This window comes from Ensifer meliloti, assembly GCF_030064585.1.
Lineage (GTDB): Bacteria > Pseudomonadota > Alphaproteobacteria > Rhizobiales > Rhizobiaceae > Sinorhizobium > Sinorhizobium meliloti.
The window spans coordinates 683,811-698,139 of record NZ_CP120366.1; the positions used below are offsets into that span (position 1 = coordinate 683,811).

Genomic DNA, 14,329 nt, shown 5'->3' on the forward strand with positions numbered 1-14,329 from the left:
GATTCTGGCCGCCGGAACAATTATCTGCAGGTCAGTCTCCAAACGTCTATCGCCCAGCGCATATACCCGGGAGCAAGATCAGTCGCGAGGCCGCCGTTATCGCCATCTACCATTATGTCGAGCTTCTTTCCGTCTCCCCTATCCAGTCCCTCAACCAGATAGATTGGCTTGCCGCCGCTGACACAATAAACCTTGGCGTTCTGGCCCACTTTTCCGTCGTGCTTGTAGTTGATAACGTAGCCGCTCTGCCCGCCCTTGGCCCGAGCCTTTTTCTTGAGGATGGAAACGTCATCAGCATGCGCAACTGACGTCGTCAGCGCTGTCATCAGGACTGCAAAAATAACTTTCACCTCAGCCTCCACTCTAAGTCCGTGGATTTATCGCTAACCGATTCCAGGGACTCTGAAAAACCAGCATGCCGACAGATCAAAAAGACTTCTGTCGGCGAGACCCTAAGAGGCCTCAAAAAATCATAAGGGAAGCGAAAAAGCGTTTCGGGCAAGGCTTATCGGATGGTCGGAGTGGCGCGATTCGAACACGCAACCCACACGCCCCGAACGTGGTGGTGCGGTCATATCACGCCCTATACCCGAAACCTCCCCTCCCCGACATCTCCCACAGGCCGAGTTCGCCAACAATCCGCCGCGCCGCCTGCGCCGTCACGTCGAGGGTGCCCTCAATCGAGTGTGAGGGAGCCGTATAGCCCGACAGCGTCGGATCGGCGATCCAGCCCTCGTTGGGATCGCCATCGGCGGGCGCGCCAAAACCGTCAAAACGACGCCGCCAGGACCAAGCGGCCTGCACCGCGCACAACAGGGCGTCCAGCCTGTCGGCGCCTGGATCCTCACAGAGGCTGTCCGGCGCTTCCACGAAGATGCCGTGGGTTGATGACAGGATTCCGTTGCGCGAGGCGACAAGGATGTCGCGACGGGCTTGAGCGTGCGCCGCCGTCTGCTTGCTGCGCGTGTCCTGCTTATAGCTTCGTCGACCAATAATCTGGCGCGCCAAGACACCCGGGTAGGCTTCAACGACAATACGATGCGGATCACCCGTCAACAGAGAGGGCACTGTTGCACCCGACCGCAAGACTCGGGCCGCGCCTTCATAGAACATCAGGCCGACCGGCACTCCGAACAGCTTCTGCGGACTGATCGAGCCGGCGGCAATGTCGGTGCGGCGACGATGCTCCTTGTCACCCTTCAGTCGCGTTGTACGATACCCATCGAGCGCCGCCCGGAAATTAGCCGTCCAAGACCGTGTGCGTATGCGACATAGTCGGCCCAACGCTTCGGCCAACCGATGGTTTCGATGAATCGGCTTGCTTGCCCGAACGGGAAGTCGATGCCGGCAATCCAGGGACCTGGTTCCTGCAGAGCGCCCTCAAACCCCTCAAAGTCTGCCCACTCAATCAGGCTCCGGACGATCAACAGGTCATCCTCAAGTTCACAGTCAACGCAGGTGATCGGCTTGCGTCGCCGCGGCGCACTGGTGAAATCAATGCCGAATACGCGCATGATGTCCCCTTATCCCCGCTCGTTTCCGAAGCGCCCAACCTCGCATCCGGTTTCTACAATGTACAGCGGCAGACGAAGGTGCGCGCGCTTAGTCGGGCAGCACCTCATGCCCGCCGCTGAACCCATGCCTCCAAGGCTTCCCATACACAGATTTCATAAACGATTAACCATATGAATCGTCGTTGAAAATCCTCCAAACGGAAACAAACATCAGTTTTGCTTCCGTCAGCCGGACGGCCATTTCCTCTGCTTCTCATTATCGATAGGTTTCCAGTATCGATAGTGCGATGTACATCGTGGTTGTACGCTTCTCAAACCAATGATATGGTGGCCATACGCGCCGAACGACGGAGGCCCTGATGCCCCAGACCACGTACAAGATCAGCGAAGCTCGCAAGCATTTCGCCGAGGTGCTCGAACGCGCCAACCAGGGCGAGGAAATCACGATCATGCGCGGCAACGAAGTCTATGCACGCATCGGGCCGGCCGATGGCGGAAAACGCCCCTTCGGCCTCCTTCGCCAGCGCGGTCTGCCTGATGACCTGTTCGACGAGGTCGACGCTGAGCAGGCTGCAATCGACGCCGGCGACTGGAATGACGATGTCGGCATCTGGCGGGGCGGACGCGACGGCCGCGAGACCTCCAAATGAAGGTGCTGCTCGACAGCCACGCGGTCTATTGGTGGACAATCGGCAGTGACCGCCTTTCCTTAACGGCACGATCGCTGATCGAGGACAAGGCAAACACCATCCTTGTCAGCGCTGTCTCCTTCTACGAGCTGGACAACAAGATGCGCCTGAAAAAGCTTGATCTCAAACCACAGGAGTTGCGTGCCGCAGTCTCGGCTAGCGGTTTGCAGACCCTTGCCATCACCGATTTGCATGCCGAACTGGCGGCCGCTTTCGAATGGGATCACCGCGATCCGTGGGACCGCATACTCGCCGCACAGGCGCGGCTCGAACATTGCGCCCTTGTTTCAGTCGACGGCGCCTTCGATGCGGTGCTGCATGAACGGGTTTGGTAGCGATGCCGATGAAGATATTCATAGACGTCGAGGAAGCGACAGAACGGCTGGAAGAGCTGATCGATTTGGCGTGCCGGCAGGACGAAGTCTATGTGTGCCGGGCCGGATGGCCTATAGCTGAGCTCAGCTTCTTTTCGGGAGGGGATGATTCCCCCTCAGACGAAATCGCAGGGACTCTTCCTGACACGGCCCACCGCCCGGGCAGCAAACTGGTTGAGGATGGAAAAGTCTCTTCGGTCGACGCGGTTTGGATGCTCGCTGCGGAAGGAAAGCCGAGGCGGGACCATGATACGACGTCGGCGCACGATGATCTCTATGACGAAGACAGGCTGCCGCGATGACGATCGTGCCATCGACACCCATTGCCAGCCGCGCCGAAGAACTCGACGCGCTCGACGCCATCCTGCCCTTCGACCGCCGCGACCAGCTCGCCGCGCTGCTGACTGACGACGACGTCGCCACACTCAAACACCTGGCGCAGGAGGGCATGGGCGAGAATACGCTACGCGCGCTGGCCTCCGACCTCGGTTACCTCGAGGCCTGGTGCCGCCTCGCCACCGGTGACCCCCTCCCCTGGCCGGCGCCGGAAGCACTGCTGCTGAAGTTCGTCGCCCATCACCTCTGGGATCCGGTCAAGCGCGCCGAGGATCCGAGCCATGGCATGCCAGCGGATGTCGAGGTCGGATTGCGCGCCGAGCGCCTGCTCAGGGCCGACGGGCCACACGCGCCGGGCACGGTGCGGCGGCGGCTGACCTCCTGGTCGATCCTCACCCGTTGGCGCGGTTTCACCGGCGCCTTCGGTGCACCGTCGCTGAAGAGCGCAGTGAGGCTGGCGGTCAAGGCGAGCAACCGCCCGCGCCAGCGCAAGAGCAAGAAGGCGGTAACCCTCGATATCCTGACGAAACTGCTTGAGGCCTGCGCCGGTGATAGACTTGTGGATGCACGCGACCGGGCACTGCTTTTAGCCGCCTTCGCTTCCGGCGGCCGGCGCCGTTCGGAAGTGGCGGCGCTGCGCGTCGAGGATCTCGCCGACGAGGAGCCGGTGCGCGCCAATCCCGCCGACGAAAACTCCCCTCCCCTGCCCTGCCTGTCGATCCGCCTCGGCCGCACCAAGACGACGACCGCCGATGAGAACGAACATGTGCTGTTGATCGGCCGGCCGGTGACCGTGTTGAAGCGATGGCTGTCCGACGCGCAAATCAAGGACGGCCCGGTGTTCCGGCGCATCGATCAGTGGGGCAACATCGACCGACGGGCGCTGACGCCGCAGTCTGTCAATCTGGTCCTGAAAGCACGCTGTGAACAGGCCGGCCTTGATCCGGCGCTGTTTTCGGCCCATGGGCTGAGGTCCGGCTATCTGACCGAGGCTGCCAACCGCGGCATCCCTCTTCCAGAGGCGATGCAGCAGTCGCTGCACAAGTCGGTGACCCAGGCGGCCAGCTATTACAACAATGCGGAGCGAAAGAATGGACGAGCGGCCCGGCTGATCGTCTAGGCGTAACTACGCCCCGAAGAGAGCATCGGCTCGGTTCTCAAACGACCCTCATTCTTCCGGCTCCGCTTCCGCCGCCGATCTATCGTGCTCGTCAGCACCCGATGCTGCCCTGCCCCAGGCCTCAGCACGCTGCATCAGCGACGCCATCTCTTCCCTCAAGCTATGCGAGCGTTGCAGGTCGGCGGCGTGCTCGGCGTTCTGGCGGGGATCGTAGAACACGCCGATCGCCTCGCCGGCCGCCTGTCGTGCCGCCTCCAATTGTGCTTTCAAGCTCTCCAGCTCGGCATGAGCCGCAAAATACCGTCTCATCACCGCGATCAGGTCGCGGTCACTGGCGCTGATTTCCACGATCCCTCCTACTTGGAATTCCTCTTTGAGGAATTGACCGATGAGGATGGCAAAATCGCGATAGAGTTCCTGCGAAAAAGACAAAAGCCTGGCGCGGGAAAAGATCCACCGGGCTGCATAGTGACTGACAGGCCTGCGAGGAGGAGAGCTGTCGGTCGGACCGAGCGGGTCGGAGCGGGCGCACCGCTTACCAGTCGAAGGGATGCTGCGTGGCGAGGCATCCGAGCCACGTCAGCGTGCTTTGAAGCCGTCGGCAGGCGGAAATTTGCGCCCACCGGCATTGCTGACGACGCGACATGTCGATAAATTGTGATCCCATCGACACGTTCTCATGACATGTCGTCGCCATCGACATTTCCGGCGATCTTTTTCGGCCGGGAAGGAAGCTTCAGAGCCGTTGCGGCCGGACTGACCTAACGATCCGCCAGCCTTCCTCCTAAACAGAACGCCGAAACAAAAACCATCCGGAAAGCCTGCGGCCGTCGCGTGCGGCCCCGGCAGAACTCAAGTTCGCCGGAGTCTACCTCTTCGCCTGCGATCCTTGTTTCGCAGACATCGCCGCGGTATGTGTAGAATTCCAGGTGTTCTATGTTTCAGGAAGATGTCGATCGTTGCAGTAAAGGTTCTGTCCACTGTCAACGCCGCTTATGGGACAACCCTTTCGGCTGAGCAGCTGGCGTCGAAGATTTCCGATCCTGCCGGCGCAGTCTCTTTCGATCGTTCAGCATTTTCCTTCTTTTCCGAGGCCGACGAGAGTCTTCAGATCTCGTTCCTGGACGAAATGCACGTTGATCCGACGGCCGCCTCCGATCTGGGACGGAAGTTCTCCGTACTTGCCGGATACCCCCTCCCTTTGGCGCGGGCGGCGTAGTTGGTCGAAAACCCGGTCAGCAGATGGAGCGACCTGTTTGAACAGGCTTGCCGCATCATCGAACAAGCAAACTCCGAACTTACTATGATCGGCGGTTGGACTTTTGGGGGCGGTACGGCCCTGATGCTCCAGATCCATCACCATGAGAGTTTCGACGTCGACATTTTCCTAGATGATCCGCAGCTTCTGCCATATCTGAATCCGAAGACACAGGGATACGCTCTCGACATCAACCCTGACGGCTATGAGTCCGATGGATCGCGGACATTGAAGATTGTTTTCGAGAATGTTGGCGAGATCGACTTGTGCCCGCAGCCTGCCGGCAACCCGGCCGTGAGAGCGGAGGTGCGCGGCCGACAGGTTCTGCTCGAGACCCCCGGCGAGATCATGGCAAAGAAGGTTTACACCGCGGCGCCGCGATGCAGCCCCGCGACATGTTCGACATCGCTTGCGTCATGAAAACTCACGGCTTGGAATACCTCGATGAGGTCTTAAAGGCCTTCCAGGATAAATGCGAAGCCGCGCTGAAAGTTGCTCGCCAGATGAACCCGCAGGTTCGCCGAAACCATCATGACGAGACTTCTGTACCGAGAGACGCTCGTCCTTCATGATCCTGCTCCTGTCCAGCTGCCACTACGAACCTTCATCCCGTGCAGCCACGTCGGCCACTCAGAGCGACCATCGCGGACCAAAGTTGAGTAAACTGGGTCCCGGACGCGCTCGCTGACATTGGGTCACCCTTCGCTATTTGTCTTAACATCGCGCTCAGCCGAGTTCCTGGGCGAGTCCGATGAGAAGTCCTCCGGGGCCACGGATGTAGCAAAGCCGATATACGTCTTCATAGTCGACGACTTCGCCTACGAACTGCGCGCCGCGGGTGCGGAGCCTCTCCAGCGTCTCGCTGATGTCGTCTACGGTGAACATGACGCGCAGGTAGCCCAGGGAATTGACCGGGGCGTTCCGGTGATCTGCGACGATAGGTGGCGTGAGGAAGCGTGAGAGCTCAAGCCGGCTGTGTCCATCAGGCGTGCGCATCATCGCAATCTCGACATGCTGATCGCCCAGCCCAGTGACACGTCCGGCCCATTCTCCTCCGATCGTGGCCTTTCCTTCGAGCTCGAGGCCGAGTTCGCGAAAGAACTCAATCGTTCCTTCGAGGTCTTCCACGACGATTCCGACGTTGTCCATCCGCTTGAGCGCCACGTTCCAATCTCCAGGGTGTCGTTCCAACCTACAAGGTATCGTCTGGTCTAACAACGGACGCTTGAGGTGCCCCGACACCGGGCGGGCATCCGGGTGTCGTTTGGCATTTGATTGGGGTCTTCCTCAATTTGTGTGGTTCACTCGCCGTTAGACTCGATGCCGCTATAGGCGGGTAGGCGAACGAAAATGGAATGGTCGCCCGGGCCAGGCATCAAAGTTGGTGAGAAATCTCGTAGTGCTGCGCGGCGGCATGTCCGCAAAAGACCGCAAGCAAGCCAGTGCGGCTTGAATGTCCCTGACGACGCTGAGCGCCTGATCCTTGCGACGGGCCGCTATATCGGCGAAGGCTTCGATGATGCCCGGCTCGACATGTTGTTCTTGACGATGCCGATCGGCCGACGCGACCGATTTAGGGTCAATCTGACGACGGCCTCGGGGCTGTAGGGACCTTATCCCGCAAGCATACGTGCGAGCATATTTCTGATGTGGTCCTGCGCGCCGTAGAAAATTGCCGCGACAATGATTGTGCGGCTATGTTCTGCCCGTAGAAACCAAATAGCCGCCTTGTCCCGCCGACGAAACCGGATTCCGGAATGAATATCAGGCCGCAGAGTCCCGATATAGGGCGTATCGACTAGACGATCGATTTCGACACGCAATTTGCGGATCCGTTCAGCTGTGCGCTCCACAGCCTCGTCAGGCGAGTCCCCGAGTTCGACATAGGCGTCAAACAGATGATCGAAGATCAACTCGAAATCGCGTTCGGCATCCTCAGAATATTCAAGAGTCCACACGAACAACCCGTCGCTTCCGCTCAATCATTGCCGCGACGCGGCTTTCCATTTCCGTCGCAGAAATCATTGGTCCGTTCAATCGCCGCTGGACCAATTCGCCAAGCGCTGCCGTTTCGACGGTCTCAGTTTCCGTCTTTTGGCGAAGCAGTTCTAGGCCCTGCTGAAGAACGGAACTCATGCTGGAATACCGGCCGCTCTCCACCAGCGAACGGGCAAACCGTCTCCATGCCAAAGGCGGAGAGAAATGTGCAAAAGCAGCTCGGCCATGACCCGCAAATCGCAGCGTCGTGGTCGTTGATTATGTCGCAACACCATTCCGGTTCTGGCCCGCATGGCTGCGAAGCGACGCGCGGGTGATCGGGCGCTGGGCTATATGATCGAGTAGCCGCCCTCTGCGGGAAGCGGAGTGCACTTGGCCGGTTCGCCGCAACCAGATGAGCTTGGGCTAGCCCTGGTCGTCACCATCCGAACCTGCCTCCGCGAACTCCTCCTCTACGAGCGCCGGCCGGCCGAGCTGAGCAGTACCGCTTCCTCCAACCATTCGAGGTCGGGCAAGTCGCGCAGCGGCATCCTGCTGGTCGGTCAGCGAAATCGACGATTTGACACTCATCGGTTTAACTCCTTTGAGCCTAATTTGCTACTCAGTAGCACATTTGTCAATTTGACGAGATGATCCGGCAGAGCGCAACCTGGTCCTGAAAGCCCGCTGCAAACAGGCGGCCTCGATCCGGCGCTGTTTTCGGGACAAGGCCTGAGATCCGGTTATCTGACGGAGGCGGCAAACCGCGGTGTTTCCCTGCCCGAAGCGAGGCAGCAGTCACTGCACAAATCGGTGACCCAAGTGGCGAGCTACTACAACAACGCGGAGCGAAGAATGGACGAGCGGCCCGGCTGATCGTCTAAGCGTGACTAAGTACGGAAGAGAGCATCGGTCCGCTTCTCAAACGACCGCAATTCTTCCGACTCCGCTTCCGCGTCCATCTATCGTGCTCGTCAGCACCCGATGCTGCCCTGCCCCAGACTTCAGCACGCTGCATCAGCGACGCCCTCTCTCTCTTGAGGCGATGCGAGCGCTGCAGGTCGGCGGCGTGCTCAGCGTTCTAACGAGAAGCGTGGAGTACGCGATCGCCTCGCCGGCTCTGTCGTGCCGCCTCCAGTTGTGCTTTCAAGCTCTCCAGCTCGGCTTTGGCGACAAATACTGTCTCATCACCGCGACGAGCTCACTGTCACTGGCGCTGACTTCCACGATCCCTCCTCCTTGGAATTCCTCATTGGGAAATTGATCAATGAGAGTGGCAAAATCGCGCTAGACCTCCTGCGGAAACGATAAAAGCAAAGCCTGCCACGCAGGTGGCGAACAAAGACGATGACGCCGACCGTAACCAGGGCAGAGCGGCCAGTATGATCATCTGAGCCGAGCAGGCGCGGTGACCCGCACAGTTACGATCCGAAGAGGCGCCGATCCCAGTAAACCGGCTGATGCAGGCTGACCTGTATTTCAGGGAACTCATGATGAGCTGGATTTATCAAAATAATCTGGTCGAGCCGGGCGACAACACTGGGGACCAGCAAGATTGCGCTCCTCCTTTCGAGACACCATTGCTCGCCAAATCCCCTGCTCACTGTTGGCGGCATCATATCCCAGCCTGGGATGTCCGGCGGCGAAAAGACCTCATAGGTAAAGCCGCGCGGTATTGTGATTTCAACGTAGTGCTGGTTTGGCGGCAATCGGCCGCTGCCATGCACCAGCTTTTCGAGCACCGCCGTTGAATAGTGCTCGCTGCTGTAGATGATCGGACTTGCCGGCGTGTTCCAGCGCCCCGGGGCTATGGTTGAGCCGGTTGCGTCGAATATGGGATAGGTCCCTTTCGGGTCGCCTATTCGAAACGCCGACAGCGTCCGATCAAGAATCTGGGCGCTCACGCAGCACTGCCGTACTTCAGGTTTGCGAGGGTTTCCAGGACGAGTTCGCCGCCGATCTCACTCTGAATGACCACATCAATCGGACGTTTGTCCTCAAGCATGGGGTGAGGCCGAAACAGGAAATCACGGGCCTCCTCCTCGCTTTGCCAAACATCCAGCGCCAGATTCCAGACACGGGCGACACGCGCGACGCGCATCCCCTCGTCCGGTGAGAGCCGAAGCGTCGCCTTTCGGCGTTCATAGGTCGCCTTCGGCACCAAGCGATACTTGAACTGGCTGTCATTGGGAGCCAGAAGGTGGACCACGCGCTCCAATGCCGCGACGGGCAACCCTCCCTCTATGCGCGTAATCAGTCCGAGCGGAGAGCGGGCCGCCGCTTCCTTCGCCGGCAAACCCAAGACATCGGCAACATTCTCAAAAGCTAACATTTGTTGATCTCCGCTCACTTGAGGCGAAATATAGTCGCACGTGAGGCATCTGGCAAGACTGACGCCATTTGCGCGCTGCGGAAGGAAAGCCGGGCCGGGAACATGATATGACGTCGGCGCACGATGATCTCTATGACGAAGACGGGCTGCCGCGATGATCGTGCCATCGACAGCCATTGCCAGCCGCGGCGCGGCGCTCGACGCCATACTGCCGTTCGACCGGCGCGACCAGCTCGCCGCGCTGCTGACCGACGACGACCTGGCGACCCTCAAGCACCTCGCCAGTGAGGGCATGGGCGAAAATACGCTCACGGAGCTCGGCTATCCAGGCCTGGTGCCGGCTCGCAACGGGAGCGCCCTCCCCGGGCCTGCGCCGGAATCGCTGCCCCCGGAATTCGTTGCCCATCACCTGTGGCATCCGGTTAAGCGCAAGGAGGACCTTACCCACGGCATGCCGGCGGAGGTCCGCGGCCGGATTGCGTGCCCTGCGCCCGCACGCACCGGGGACGGTGCGCCGCCGGCTGACCACCTGGTCGATCCTCACCCGCTGGCGCGGCCTGACCGGCGCTTTCGGCGCGCCGTCGCTGGAATCCGCCCTGCGGCTTGCCGTCCTCGCCAGCGCTCGGCCACGGCAGCGCAAGAGCCGGAAGGCAGTCACCGGCGACGTACTCGCAAAACTTCTCGAAGCCTGTGCCAGCGATCGGCTGGTTGACGTGCGTCATCGCGCGCTGTTTTTGACCGCGTTTGCTTCTGGCGGGCGGCCTCGGTCCGAAGTTGCAGGATTGCGTGTAGATGACCTCGTTGACGACGATCCTGTACTTGGCGACCCGGCCGGCTCATGGCCTAAGATCCGGCTATCTGACCGGGGCGGCAAACCGCGGCGTGAAGCGATGCAGCAGTCACTGCATAAGTCAGTGATGCAGGCGGCGACCTATTACAACAATGCGGAACGCAAGCAAGGACGAGCGGCACGGTTGCTGATCTGACTGGCAGCGAACTACGATTGCAGGCGCTGTCGGCTGGCATGCCGGTCACGATGCCTGAGGTCCGTTAGAGCACTTCCAGGAAAGGGCGAAACGGTTTTCCGTGCGGATGGGCGTAGCTTCAACGCTCTACTCTAAGCGCGAGGCTGCGAAGCTGGCCGTGGGCCGAGTTGATGGACCGTGCCGCCGAACTGCGCCATCACCCAGTCGCGCAGCACGCGCGTCGCAGGCCGGTCCGCCATGCGCGGGCTGTAGACGAGATCGTAGCGGTCGCCTTCAAGCGATAACTCGAATGGTTGGACGAGGATGCCGGAGGCAAGCTCCTCCGCCACCAGCGTAAGGCTCAGCAGCCCGATCCCTTGCCCGGCCACCACGGCCTGGACCGCATGGATCTCGTCGGTGAAGGAAATACCCGCACTCGAGTCAATGTCCTCGACGCCGGCCCGTGCCAGCCATTGCCGCCACACAGGTGCGCGCGGATCGTCACGCCGTGCCGGACCCCAATCGAAATGGATGAGCGTCGCAAGCCGGAGATCAGCAGCGCTGGTCTGAGCGAGGCTCGGCGCGCAGACCGGCGCAAAGCGATCCGCAAAAAGCGGCTCCGTGACGAGGCCCGGATAGTTCCCACCACCGAAACGGATGGCGGCGTCCGCATCTGCCTCCAGATCGACGGCCCGGTTGGAGGCGTCGAGTCGCAACGTCCAATCGGGATACATCTCGCGAAACGAACCCGCGAGCGGCGCCAGCCGCTTCGCTACGAACGCGACGGTGGAAGTGAGCCGCGCCACCTGGCCTGCCTGCTGGCGGTGCACGTCTGCGATCGCCTGTTCGAAGCGATCCAAGCCCTCGCGCAGCACTGGAAACAGCGTCTTTCCCGCGGCGGTCAGATGCACCTGCCGCGTTGCGCGCTCGAAGAGCTTGACGTTCAGCATCTCCTCCAGCTGGCGGATCTGGTGGCTGACGGCGGTCGCGGAAACGTTGAGTTCCTCGGCAGCGTCCTTGAAGCTCAGCCGGCGGGCAGCAGCCTCGAAGACGCGCAATGCGCCAAGTGGCGGCAGCTTTCTCATCACTTCCCCACGCATGAGTACATCTCATCTATCGACTGAGAAATGTTCCTTTGTCAATGCACGAAGGGACCAACATATTGCCCTCGACAAGCAAGGCGACAGTGCCGAGCTGAGAATGACTCAAGCATGAAAGGACACCCATGTTTCTCGAACAGGTCGTCACGAAGCCAGATCCTTGTGCGCCGTTCCTGCTCTCGCAGGCAATCAAGGCTAACGGCTTCGTCTTCGTTTCGGGTCAGGCGGCGATCGGTGACAATGGCGAGATCGTCGGCGAAGGCGACTTCGATCGCCAGGCCGAGCAGGCTTTCGGCAATCTCGATCGCGCCCTGAAGGCCGCCGGTTCTGGGCTCGACAAAGTCGTCAAGGTCACGATCTTCCTGCGCTCCATGGAAAACTTCACAAAGATCGTAGAGCTGCGCCGCAAGTGGTTCTCCGCGCCCTATCCCGCAGACAGCATCATCGAGGTTTCCTCGCTCTATTCGCCAAAAGCAATGATCGAGATCGAGGCGATTGCGCTCGACGGGAGCCACTGACATGAACGCACCGGCGATCATCCCCTCACCGGTCTTCACCGGTACCAGCCTCAAAGGTCTCGATTTCGCCAACCGCCTGTCGGTCGCGCCGATGACACGCATCAGCGCCTCGTGCGCTGGTGTGCCGGGCGAACGCATGGTGCGCTACTATCAGCGCTTCGCACGCGGCGGCTTCAGCCTGGTGACGAGCGAAGGCATCTACACCGACAAGGCCTATGCGCAGACCTATTCGGGTCAGCCTGGCCTGACCGACCGGGAACAGGCGGATGCCTGGCGCCGCGCCGTCGATGCGGTCCATGCGGCCGGCGGCAGCATCTTCGCACAACTCATGCATGGCGGCGCGCTGTCGCAGGGCAATCCTTATCGTTCCGACACAATCGGTCCCTCGGCGATCCGCCCGAAGGGCAGTCAGATGACCGGCTACCGCGGCGACGGTCCCTATGCCATGCCGCGCGAGATCAGCGAAGCAGAGATCGCCGCGGCGATTGAGGGCTTCGCCGGTGCGGCGCGCCTGGCGATCGAGGTCGCCGGATTCGACGGCATCGAGATCCACGGCGCCAACGGCTATCTCCTAGATCAGTTCTTCACAGACTACACCAACCATCGCCAGGACCGTTGGGGTGGCGACATCGTCGCTCGCTTCGGCCTGTCGCTCGAAGTGCTCAAGGCCGTGCGCGCGGCGATCGGCCCATCGGTGCCGCTCGGACTGCGTCTCTCTCAGGGGAAGGTCAACGACTTCCGGCACAAATGGGCAGAGCGGGAACAGGGCGCGGCGAGAGTATTCGAGGCACTGGCCGAGAGCCCGGCTGATTTCGCTCATGTGACGGAGTTCGAAGCATGGCGACCGGCCTTCGAAGGGGGCGAAATTTCTCTCGTGTCGCTTGCCCGCCGCCATGCGCCGCGTCTCTTCCTCATCGCCAATGGCAGCCTGCACGATCTTGCGCGCGCTGAACAGGTGATGGAATCAGGAGCGGACATGATCGCGCTGGGCCGCGGCGCGCTCGTCAATCCCGATTGGCCGCACCTCACGGCCGCCCGCAGCGCGTTGCGCCCGTTCGAACTTTCGATGCTCGCACCGATCAGCGACATCAAGGACAGCGAGCTCGCCCTTTAATATGAGGGCGCGGCGACCAGCTTGAAGGCAGAGATCGCGAGAGCAGGCGTGCCTACCTCGCCGCCACGCTGCCGCCTATAGCACGCCGGAACGGTCAGGCAACTGTTGCTTCAGCCACGTCTTGAACGCGATCATACCCCTGGTGAACTGGCGTGACTTCAGCCATGTCAGCCAGTAGTCACCCGCTGCAACCGTGATGTCGAAAGGCTGCACCAGACGCCCGCTCTCGAGATAATGCCCGAACATGGTTATCGGCAGAAGGGCTGCACCTGAGCCCCGGGCGGCCGCCTCTGCCAGCGCCAGCGAGGTATCGAAAACCATGCCGCGCAGGATTGGAGGCTGGGCTCCCGCTGCCCGGAACCATTGCGCCCACTCATCAGATCGGTACGAACGTAACAGCTCGATTCGAGCGAGGTCGACCGGTTCCTTCAGCCGAGCGGCAATCTGAGGCGAGCAGACTGGCGATAGCGGTGCGGCCGACAGGTGCATTGCGTCCGTGCCATGCCATGACCCGTCGCCGAACCGGATCGCGAAGTCGAGACCGTCGCCGGCCAGATCGACGCGGTTGTTATTGCTCAGGATGCGCAGGTCCAGGCTCGGATGTGCATCATGAAAATCCGGCAACCGCTCCATGAGCCACCCAATTGCAAAGGTGCCGACGACGCCAACGGTCACGACTTCGTGGAAATTTCCTTCCTCGAAACGGCTTAGGGTCGCGCACATGCGCTTGAATACATCGCTCATTACCGGGGCAAGCGCCGACCCCTCATCGGTGAGGGCAAGGCCCCTGGGCAGCCGGCGGAACAACTTGACGCCAAGCAGATCCTCGAGCGACTTCACTTGATGGCTGATTGCAGTCTGCGAAACCCGTAGCTCCAGGCCCGCACGGGTGAAGCTGCAGTGCCGCGCCGATGCCTCGAAGGCACGCAATGCATTGAGGGGCAGTTTTGGGAGTTCCATGGAATCAGTTTCGGTTAAGGCCAAATCTGATTCATGCCTAGCCGCAAGATTGCTCGTTTGTCGAGTGCTATC

Annotated in this window: 21 protein-coding genes and 2 pseudogenes; 11 read left to right on the forward strand and 12 right to left on the reverse strand. The window is 60.8% G+C overall.

What is annotated here, in order from left to right; all coding sequences use genetic code 11:
- Positions 1-20 precede the first annotated feature (20 nt).
- The 3 genes from PZL22_RS27790 to PZL22_RS27800 all read right to left on the reverse strand — a co-directional run bounded on the left by PZL22_RS27790 (position 21) and on the right by PZL22_RS27800 (position 1,514).
- Positions 21-350 (reverse strand): hypothetical protein, encoded by a 330-nt coding sequence (locus PZL22_RS27790; protein ID WP_127701568.1) that lies wholly within the window; start codon positions 348-350, stop codon positions 21-23.
- A 226-nt stretch (positions 351-576) separates the two neighbouring features.
- Positions 577-1,113, reverse strand: coding sequence for a DUF429 domain-containing protein (locus PZL22_RS27795; protein ID WP_324280231.1), 537 nt, complete (start codon positions 1,111-1,113; stop codon positions 577-579).
- 86 nt (positions 1,114-1,199) lie between these two features.
- Positions 1,200-1,514 carry a hypothetical protein gene (locus tag PZL22_RS27800; protein WP_201271920.1) on the reverse strand — a complete coding sequence of 105 codons (315 nt, stop codon included), beginning with the start codon at positions 1,512-1,514 and terminating at the stop codon, positions 1,200-1,202.
- A 359-nt stretch (positions 1,515-1,873) separates the two neighbouring features.
- Between PZL22_RS27800 and PZL22_RS27805 the strand changes: the two genes are divergently transcribed.
- Genes PZL22_RS27805 through PZL22_RS27820 form a run of 4 tightly spaced genes read left to right on the forward strand, consistent with a single transcriptional unit; the run spans position 1,874 to position 4,033 of the window.
- Entirely contained in the window at positions 1,874-2,164 is a 291-nt protein-coding gene (locus PZL22_RS27805; RefSeq protein WP_017263207.1) for a type II toxin-antitoxin system Phd/YefM family antitoxin, read from the forward strand.
- Entirely contained in the window at positions 2,161-2,538 is a 378-nt protein-coding gene (locus tag PZL22_RS27810; RefSeq protein WP_017263206.1) for a type II toxin-antitoxin system VapC family toxin, read from the forward strand. Before PZL22_RS27805 ends, PZL22_RS27810 begins: the two co-directional genes overlap by 4 nt.
- Before the next feature lie 2 nt (positions 2,539-2,540).
- Complete coding sequence (locus tag PZL22_RS27815) at positions 2,541-2,879, forward strand: hypothetical protein (RefSeq protein ID WP_127700980.1); 339 nt, start codon at positions 2,541-2,543, stop codon at positions 2,877-2,879.
- Entirely contained in the window at positions 2,876-4,033 is a 1,158-nt protein-coding gene (locus PZL22_RS27820) for a site-specific integrase (protein WP_127700978.1), read from the forward strand. Before PZL22_RS27815 ends, PZL22_RS27820 begins: the two co-directional genes overlap by 4 nt.
- 48 nt (positions 4,034-4,081) lie before the next feature.
- Here the strand turns inward: PZL22_RS27820 and PZL22_RS27825 are convergent, their stop codons facing one another.
- Entirely contained in the window at positions 4,082-4,465 is a 384-nt protein-coding gene (locus tag PZL22_RS27825; protein ID WP_127700976.1) for a hypothetical protein, read from the reverse strand.
- A 517-nt stretch (positions 4,466-4,982) separates the two neighbouring features.
- Between PZL22_RS27825 and PZL22_RS27830 the strand changes: the two genes are divergently transcribed.
- The gene (locus PZL22_RS27830) at positions 4,983-5,252 is read left to right on the forward strand and encodes a hypothetical protein (RefSeq protein WP_017271873.1); all 270 of its coding nucleotides are present in this window, start codon (positions 4,983-4,985) and stop codon (positions 5,250-5,252) included.
- On the forward strand, positions 5,253-5,711 hold the full coding sequence (locus PZL22_RS27835) for a nucleotidyl transferase AbiEii/AbiGii toxin family protein (RefSeq protein WP_234842992.1): 459 nt from the start codon (positions 5,253-5,255) through the stop codon (positions 5,709-5,711). It begins immediately after the preceding gene.
- 306 nt (positions 5,712-6,017) lie between these two features.
- Here PZL22_RS27835 and PZL22_RS27840 read toward each other — a convergent pair whose 3' ends face one another.
- On the reverse strand, positions 6,018-6,455 hold the full coding sequence (locus tag PZL22_RS27840) for a VOC family protein (RefSeq protein WP_040120556.1): 438 nt from the start codon (positions 6,453-6,455) through the stop codon (positions 6,018-6,020).
- Positions 6,456-6,641: 186 nt separating this feature from the next.
- Here PZL22_RS27840 and PZL22_RS27845 point away from each other — a divergent pair, with 186 nt between their 5' ends.
- Positions 6,642-6,899: a hypothetical protein gene (locus tag PZL22_RS27845; RefSeq protein ID WP_164843031.1), complete on the forward strand. Its 258-nt coding sequence runs from the start codon at positions 6,642-6,644 to the stop codon at positions 6,897-6,899.
- A 5-nt stretch (positions 6,900-6,904) separates the two neighbouring features.
- Here PZL22_RS27845 and PZL22_RS27850 read toward each other — a convergent pair whose 3' ends face one another.
- From PZL22_RS27850 to PZL22_RS27860, 3 genes are all read right to left on the reverse strand, one after another.
- On the reverse strand, positions 6,905-7,255 hold the full coding sequence (locus PZL22_RS27850; protein WP_127700974.1) for a type II toxin-antitoxin system RelE/ParE family toxin: 351 nt from the start codon (positions 7,253-7,255) through the stop codon (positions 6,905-6,907).
- Entirely contained in the window at positions 7,236-7,481 is a 246-nt protein-coding gene (locus PZL22_RS27855; RefSeq protein ID WP_127700972.1) for a type II toxin-antitoxin system ParD family antitoxin, read from the reverse strand. Before PZL22_RS27855 ends, PZL22_RS27850 begins: the two co-directional genes overlap by 20 nt.
- 213 nt (positions 7,482-7,694) lie before the next feature.
- Entirely contained in the window at positions 7,695-7,859 is a 165-nt protein-coding gene (locus PZL22_RS27860; RefSeq protein ID WP_164843036.1) for a hypothetical protein, read from the reverse strand.
- 64 nt (positions 7,860-7,923) lie between these two features.
- Here PZL22_RS27860 and PZL22_RS27865 point away from each other — a divergent pair.
- Positions 7,924-8,152, forward strand: a pseudogene (locus PZL22_RS27865) (site-specific integrase); the annotation flags it as partial.
- Between the two features lie 537 nt (positions 8,153-8,689).
- Here PZL22_RS27865 and PZL22_RS27870 read toward each other — a convergent pair.
- Positions 8,690-9,172 carry an RES family NAD+ phosphorylase gene (locus PZL22_RS27870; protein WP_127700968.1) on the reverse strand — a complete coding sequence of 161 codons (483 nt, stop codon included), beginning with the start codon at positions 9,170-9,172 and terminating at the stop codon, positions 8,690-8,692.
- Entirely contained in the window at positions 9,169-9,600 is a 432-nt protein-coding gene (locus PZL22_RS27875; RefSeq protein WP_127700966.1) for an Xre family toxin-antitoxin system antitoxin, read from the reverse strand. The genes PZL22_RS27870 and PZL22_RS27875 overlap by 4 nt, the downstream gene beginning before the upstream one ends.
- Positions 9,601-9,754: 154 nt before the next feature.
- Between PZL22_RS27875 and PZL22_RS27880 the strand changes: the two are divergent.
- Positions 9,755-10,586 (forward strand): annotated as a pseudogene (locus tag PZL22_RS27880) (hypothetical protein).
- Between the two features lie 131 nt (positions 10,587-10,717).
- On the opposite strand, the gene PZL22_RS27885 reads toward PZL22_RS27880, so the two are convergent.
- Positions 10,718-11,665: a LysR substrate-binding domain-containing protein gene (locus PZL22_RS27885; protein WP_164843035.1), complete on the reverse strand. Its 948-nt coding sequence runs from the start codon at positions 11,663-11,665 to the stop codon at positions 10,718-10,720.
- A 125-nt stretch (positions 11,666-11,790) separates the two neighbouring features.
- Here PZL22_RS27885 and PZL22_RS27890 point away from each other — a divergent pair, with 125 nt between their 5' ends.
- Together PZL22_RS27890 and PZL22_RS27895 are read left to right on the forward strand one after the other, a co-directional pair.
- On the forward strand, positions 11,791-12,183 hold the full coding sequence (locus PZL22_RS27890) for a RidA family protein (protein ID WP_127700964.1): 393 nt from the start codon (positions 11,791-11,793) through the stop codon (positions 12,181-12,183).
- A 1-nt stretch (position 12,184) separates the two neighbouring features.
- Positions 12,185-13,297, forward strand: coding sequence for an NADH:flavin oxidoreductase (locus PZL22_RS27895; protein WP_014528095.1), 1,113 nt, complete (start codon positions 12,185-12,187; stop codon positions 13,295-13,297).
- A gap of 75 nt (positions 13,298-13,372) precedes the next feature.
- On the opposite strand, the gene PZL22_RS27900 is transcribed toward PZL22_RS27895, so the two are convergent.
- Positions 13,373-14,257, reverse strand: coding sequence for a LysR family transcriptional regulator (locus tag PZL22_RS27900; RefSeq protein ID WP_127700982.1), 885 nt, complete (start codon positions 14,255-14,257; stop codon positions 13,373-13,375).
- Positions 14,258-14,329: the final 72 nt, after the last annotated feature.

What these genes read in the sequence shown, in the direction of transcription:
- PZL22_RS27890 (WP_127700964.1), top strand. Translation starts at nt 11,791, where the DNA reads ATGTTTCTCGAACAGGTCGTCACGAAGCCAGATCCTTGTGCGCCGTTC.
- PZL22_RS27875 (WP_127700966.1), bottom strand. Translation starts at nt 9,600, where the DNA reads ATGTTAGCTTTTGAGAATGTTGCCGATGTCTTGGGTTTGCCGGCGAAG.
- PZL22_RS27815 (WP_127700980.1), top strand. Translation starts at nt 2,541, where the DNA reads ATGCCGATGAAGATATTCATAGACGTCGAGGAAGCGACAGAACGGCTG.
- PZL22_RS27830 (WP_017271873.1), top strand. Translation starts at nt 4,983, where the DNA reads ATGTCGATCGTTGCAGTAAAGGTTCTGTCCACTGTCAACGCCGCTTAT.
- PZL22_RS27860 (WP_164843036.1), bottom strand. Translation starts at nt 7,859, where the DNA reads ATGAGTGTCAAATCGTCGATTTCGCTGACCGACCAGCAGGATGCCGCT.
- PZL22_RS27795 (WP_324280231.1), bottom strand. Translation starts at nt 1,113, where the DNA reads ATGTTCTATGAAGGCGCGGCCCGAGTCTTGCGGTCGGGTGCAACAGTG.
- PZL22_RS27805 (WP_017263207.1), top strand. Translation starts at nt 1,874, where the DNA reads ATGCCCCAGACCACGTACAAGATCAGCGAAGCTCGCAAGCATTTCGCC.
- PZL22_RS27895 (WP_014528095.1), top strand. Translation starts at nt 12,185, where the DNA reads ATGAACGCACCGGCGATCATCCCCTCACCGGTCTTCACCGGTACCAGC.
- PZL22_RS27900 (WP_127700982.1), bottom strand. Translation starts at nt 14,257, where the DNA reads ATGGAACTCCCAAAACTGCCCCTCAATGCATTGCGTGCCTTCGAGGCA.
- PZL22_RS27820 (WP_127700978.1), top strand. Translation starts at nt 2,876, where the DNA reads ATGACGATCGTGCCATCGACACCCATTGCCAGCCGCGCCGAAGAACTC.
- PZL22_RS27845 (WP_164843031.1), top strand. Translation starts at nt 6,642, where the DNA reads ATGGAATGGTCGCCCGGGCCAGGCATCAAAGTTGGTGAGAAATCTCGT.
- PZL22_RS27885 (WP_164843035.1), bottom strand. Translation starts at nt 11,665, where the DNA reads ATGCGTGGGGAAGTGATGAGAAAGCTGCCGCCACTTGGCGCATTGCGC.
- PZL22_RS27810 (WP_017263206.1), top strand. Translation starts at nt 2,161, where the DNA reads ATGAAGGTGCTGCTCGACAGCCACGCGGTCTATTGGTGGACAATCGGC.
- PZL22_RS27800 (WP_201271920.1), bottom strand. Translation starts at nt 1,514, where the DNA reads ATGCGCGTATTCGGCATTGATTTCACCAGTGCGCCGCGGCGACGCAAG.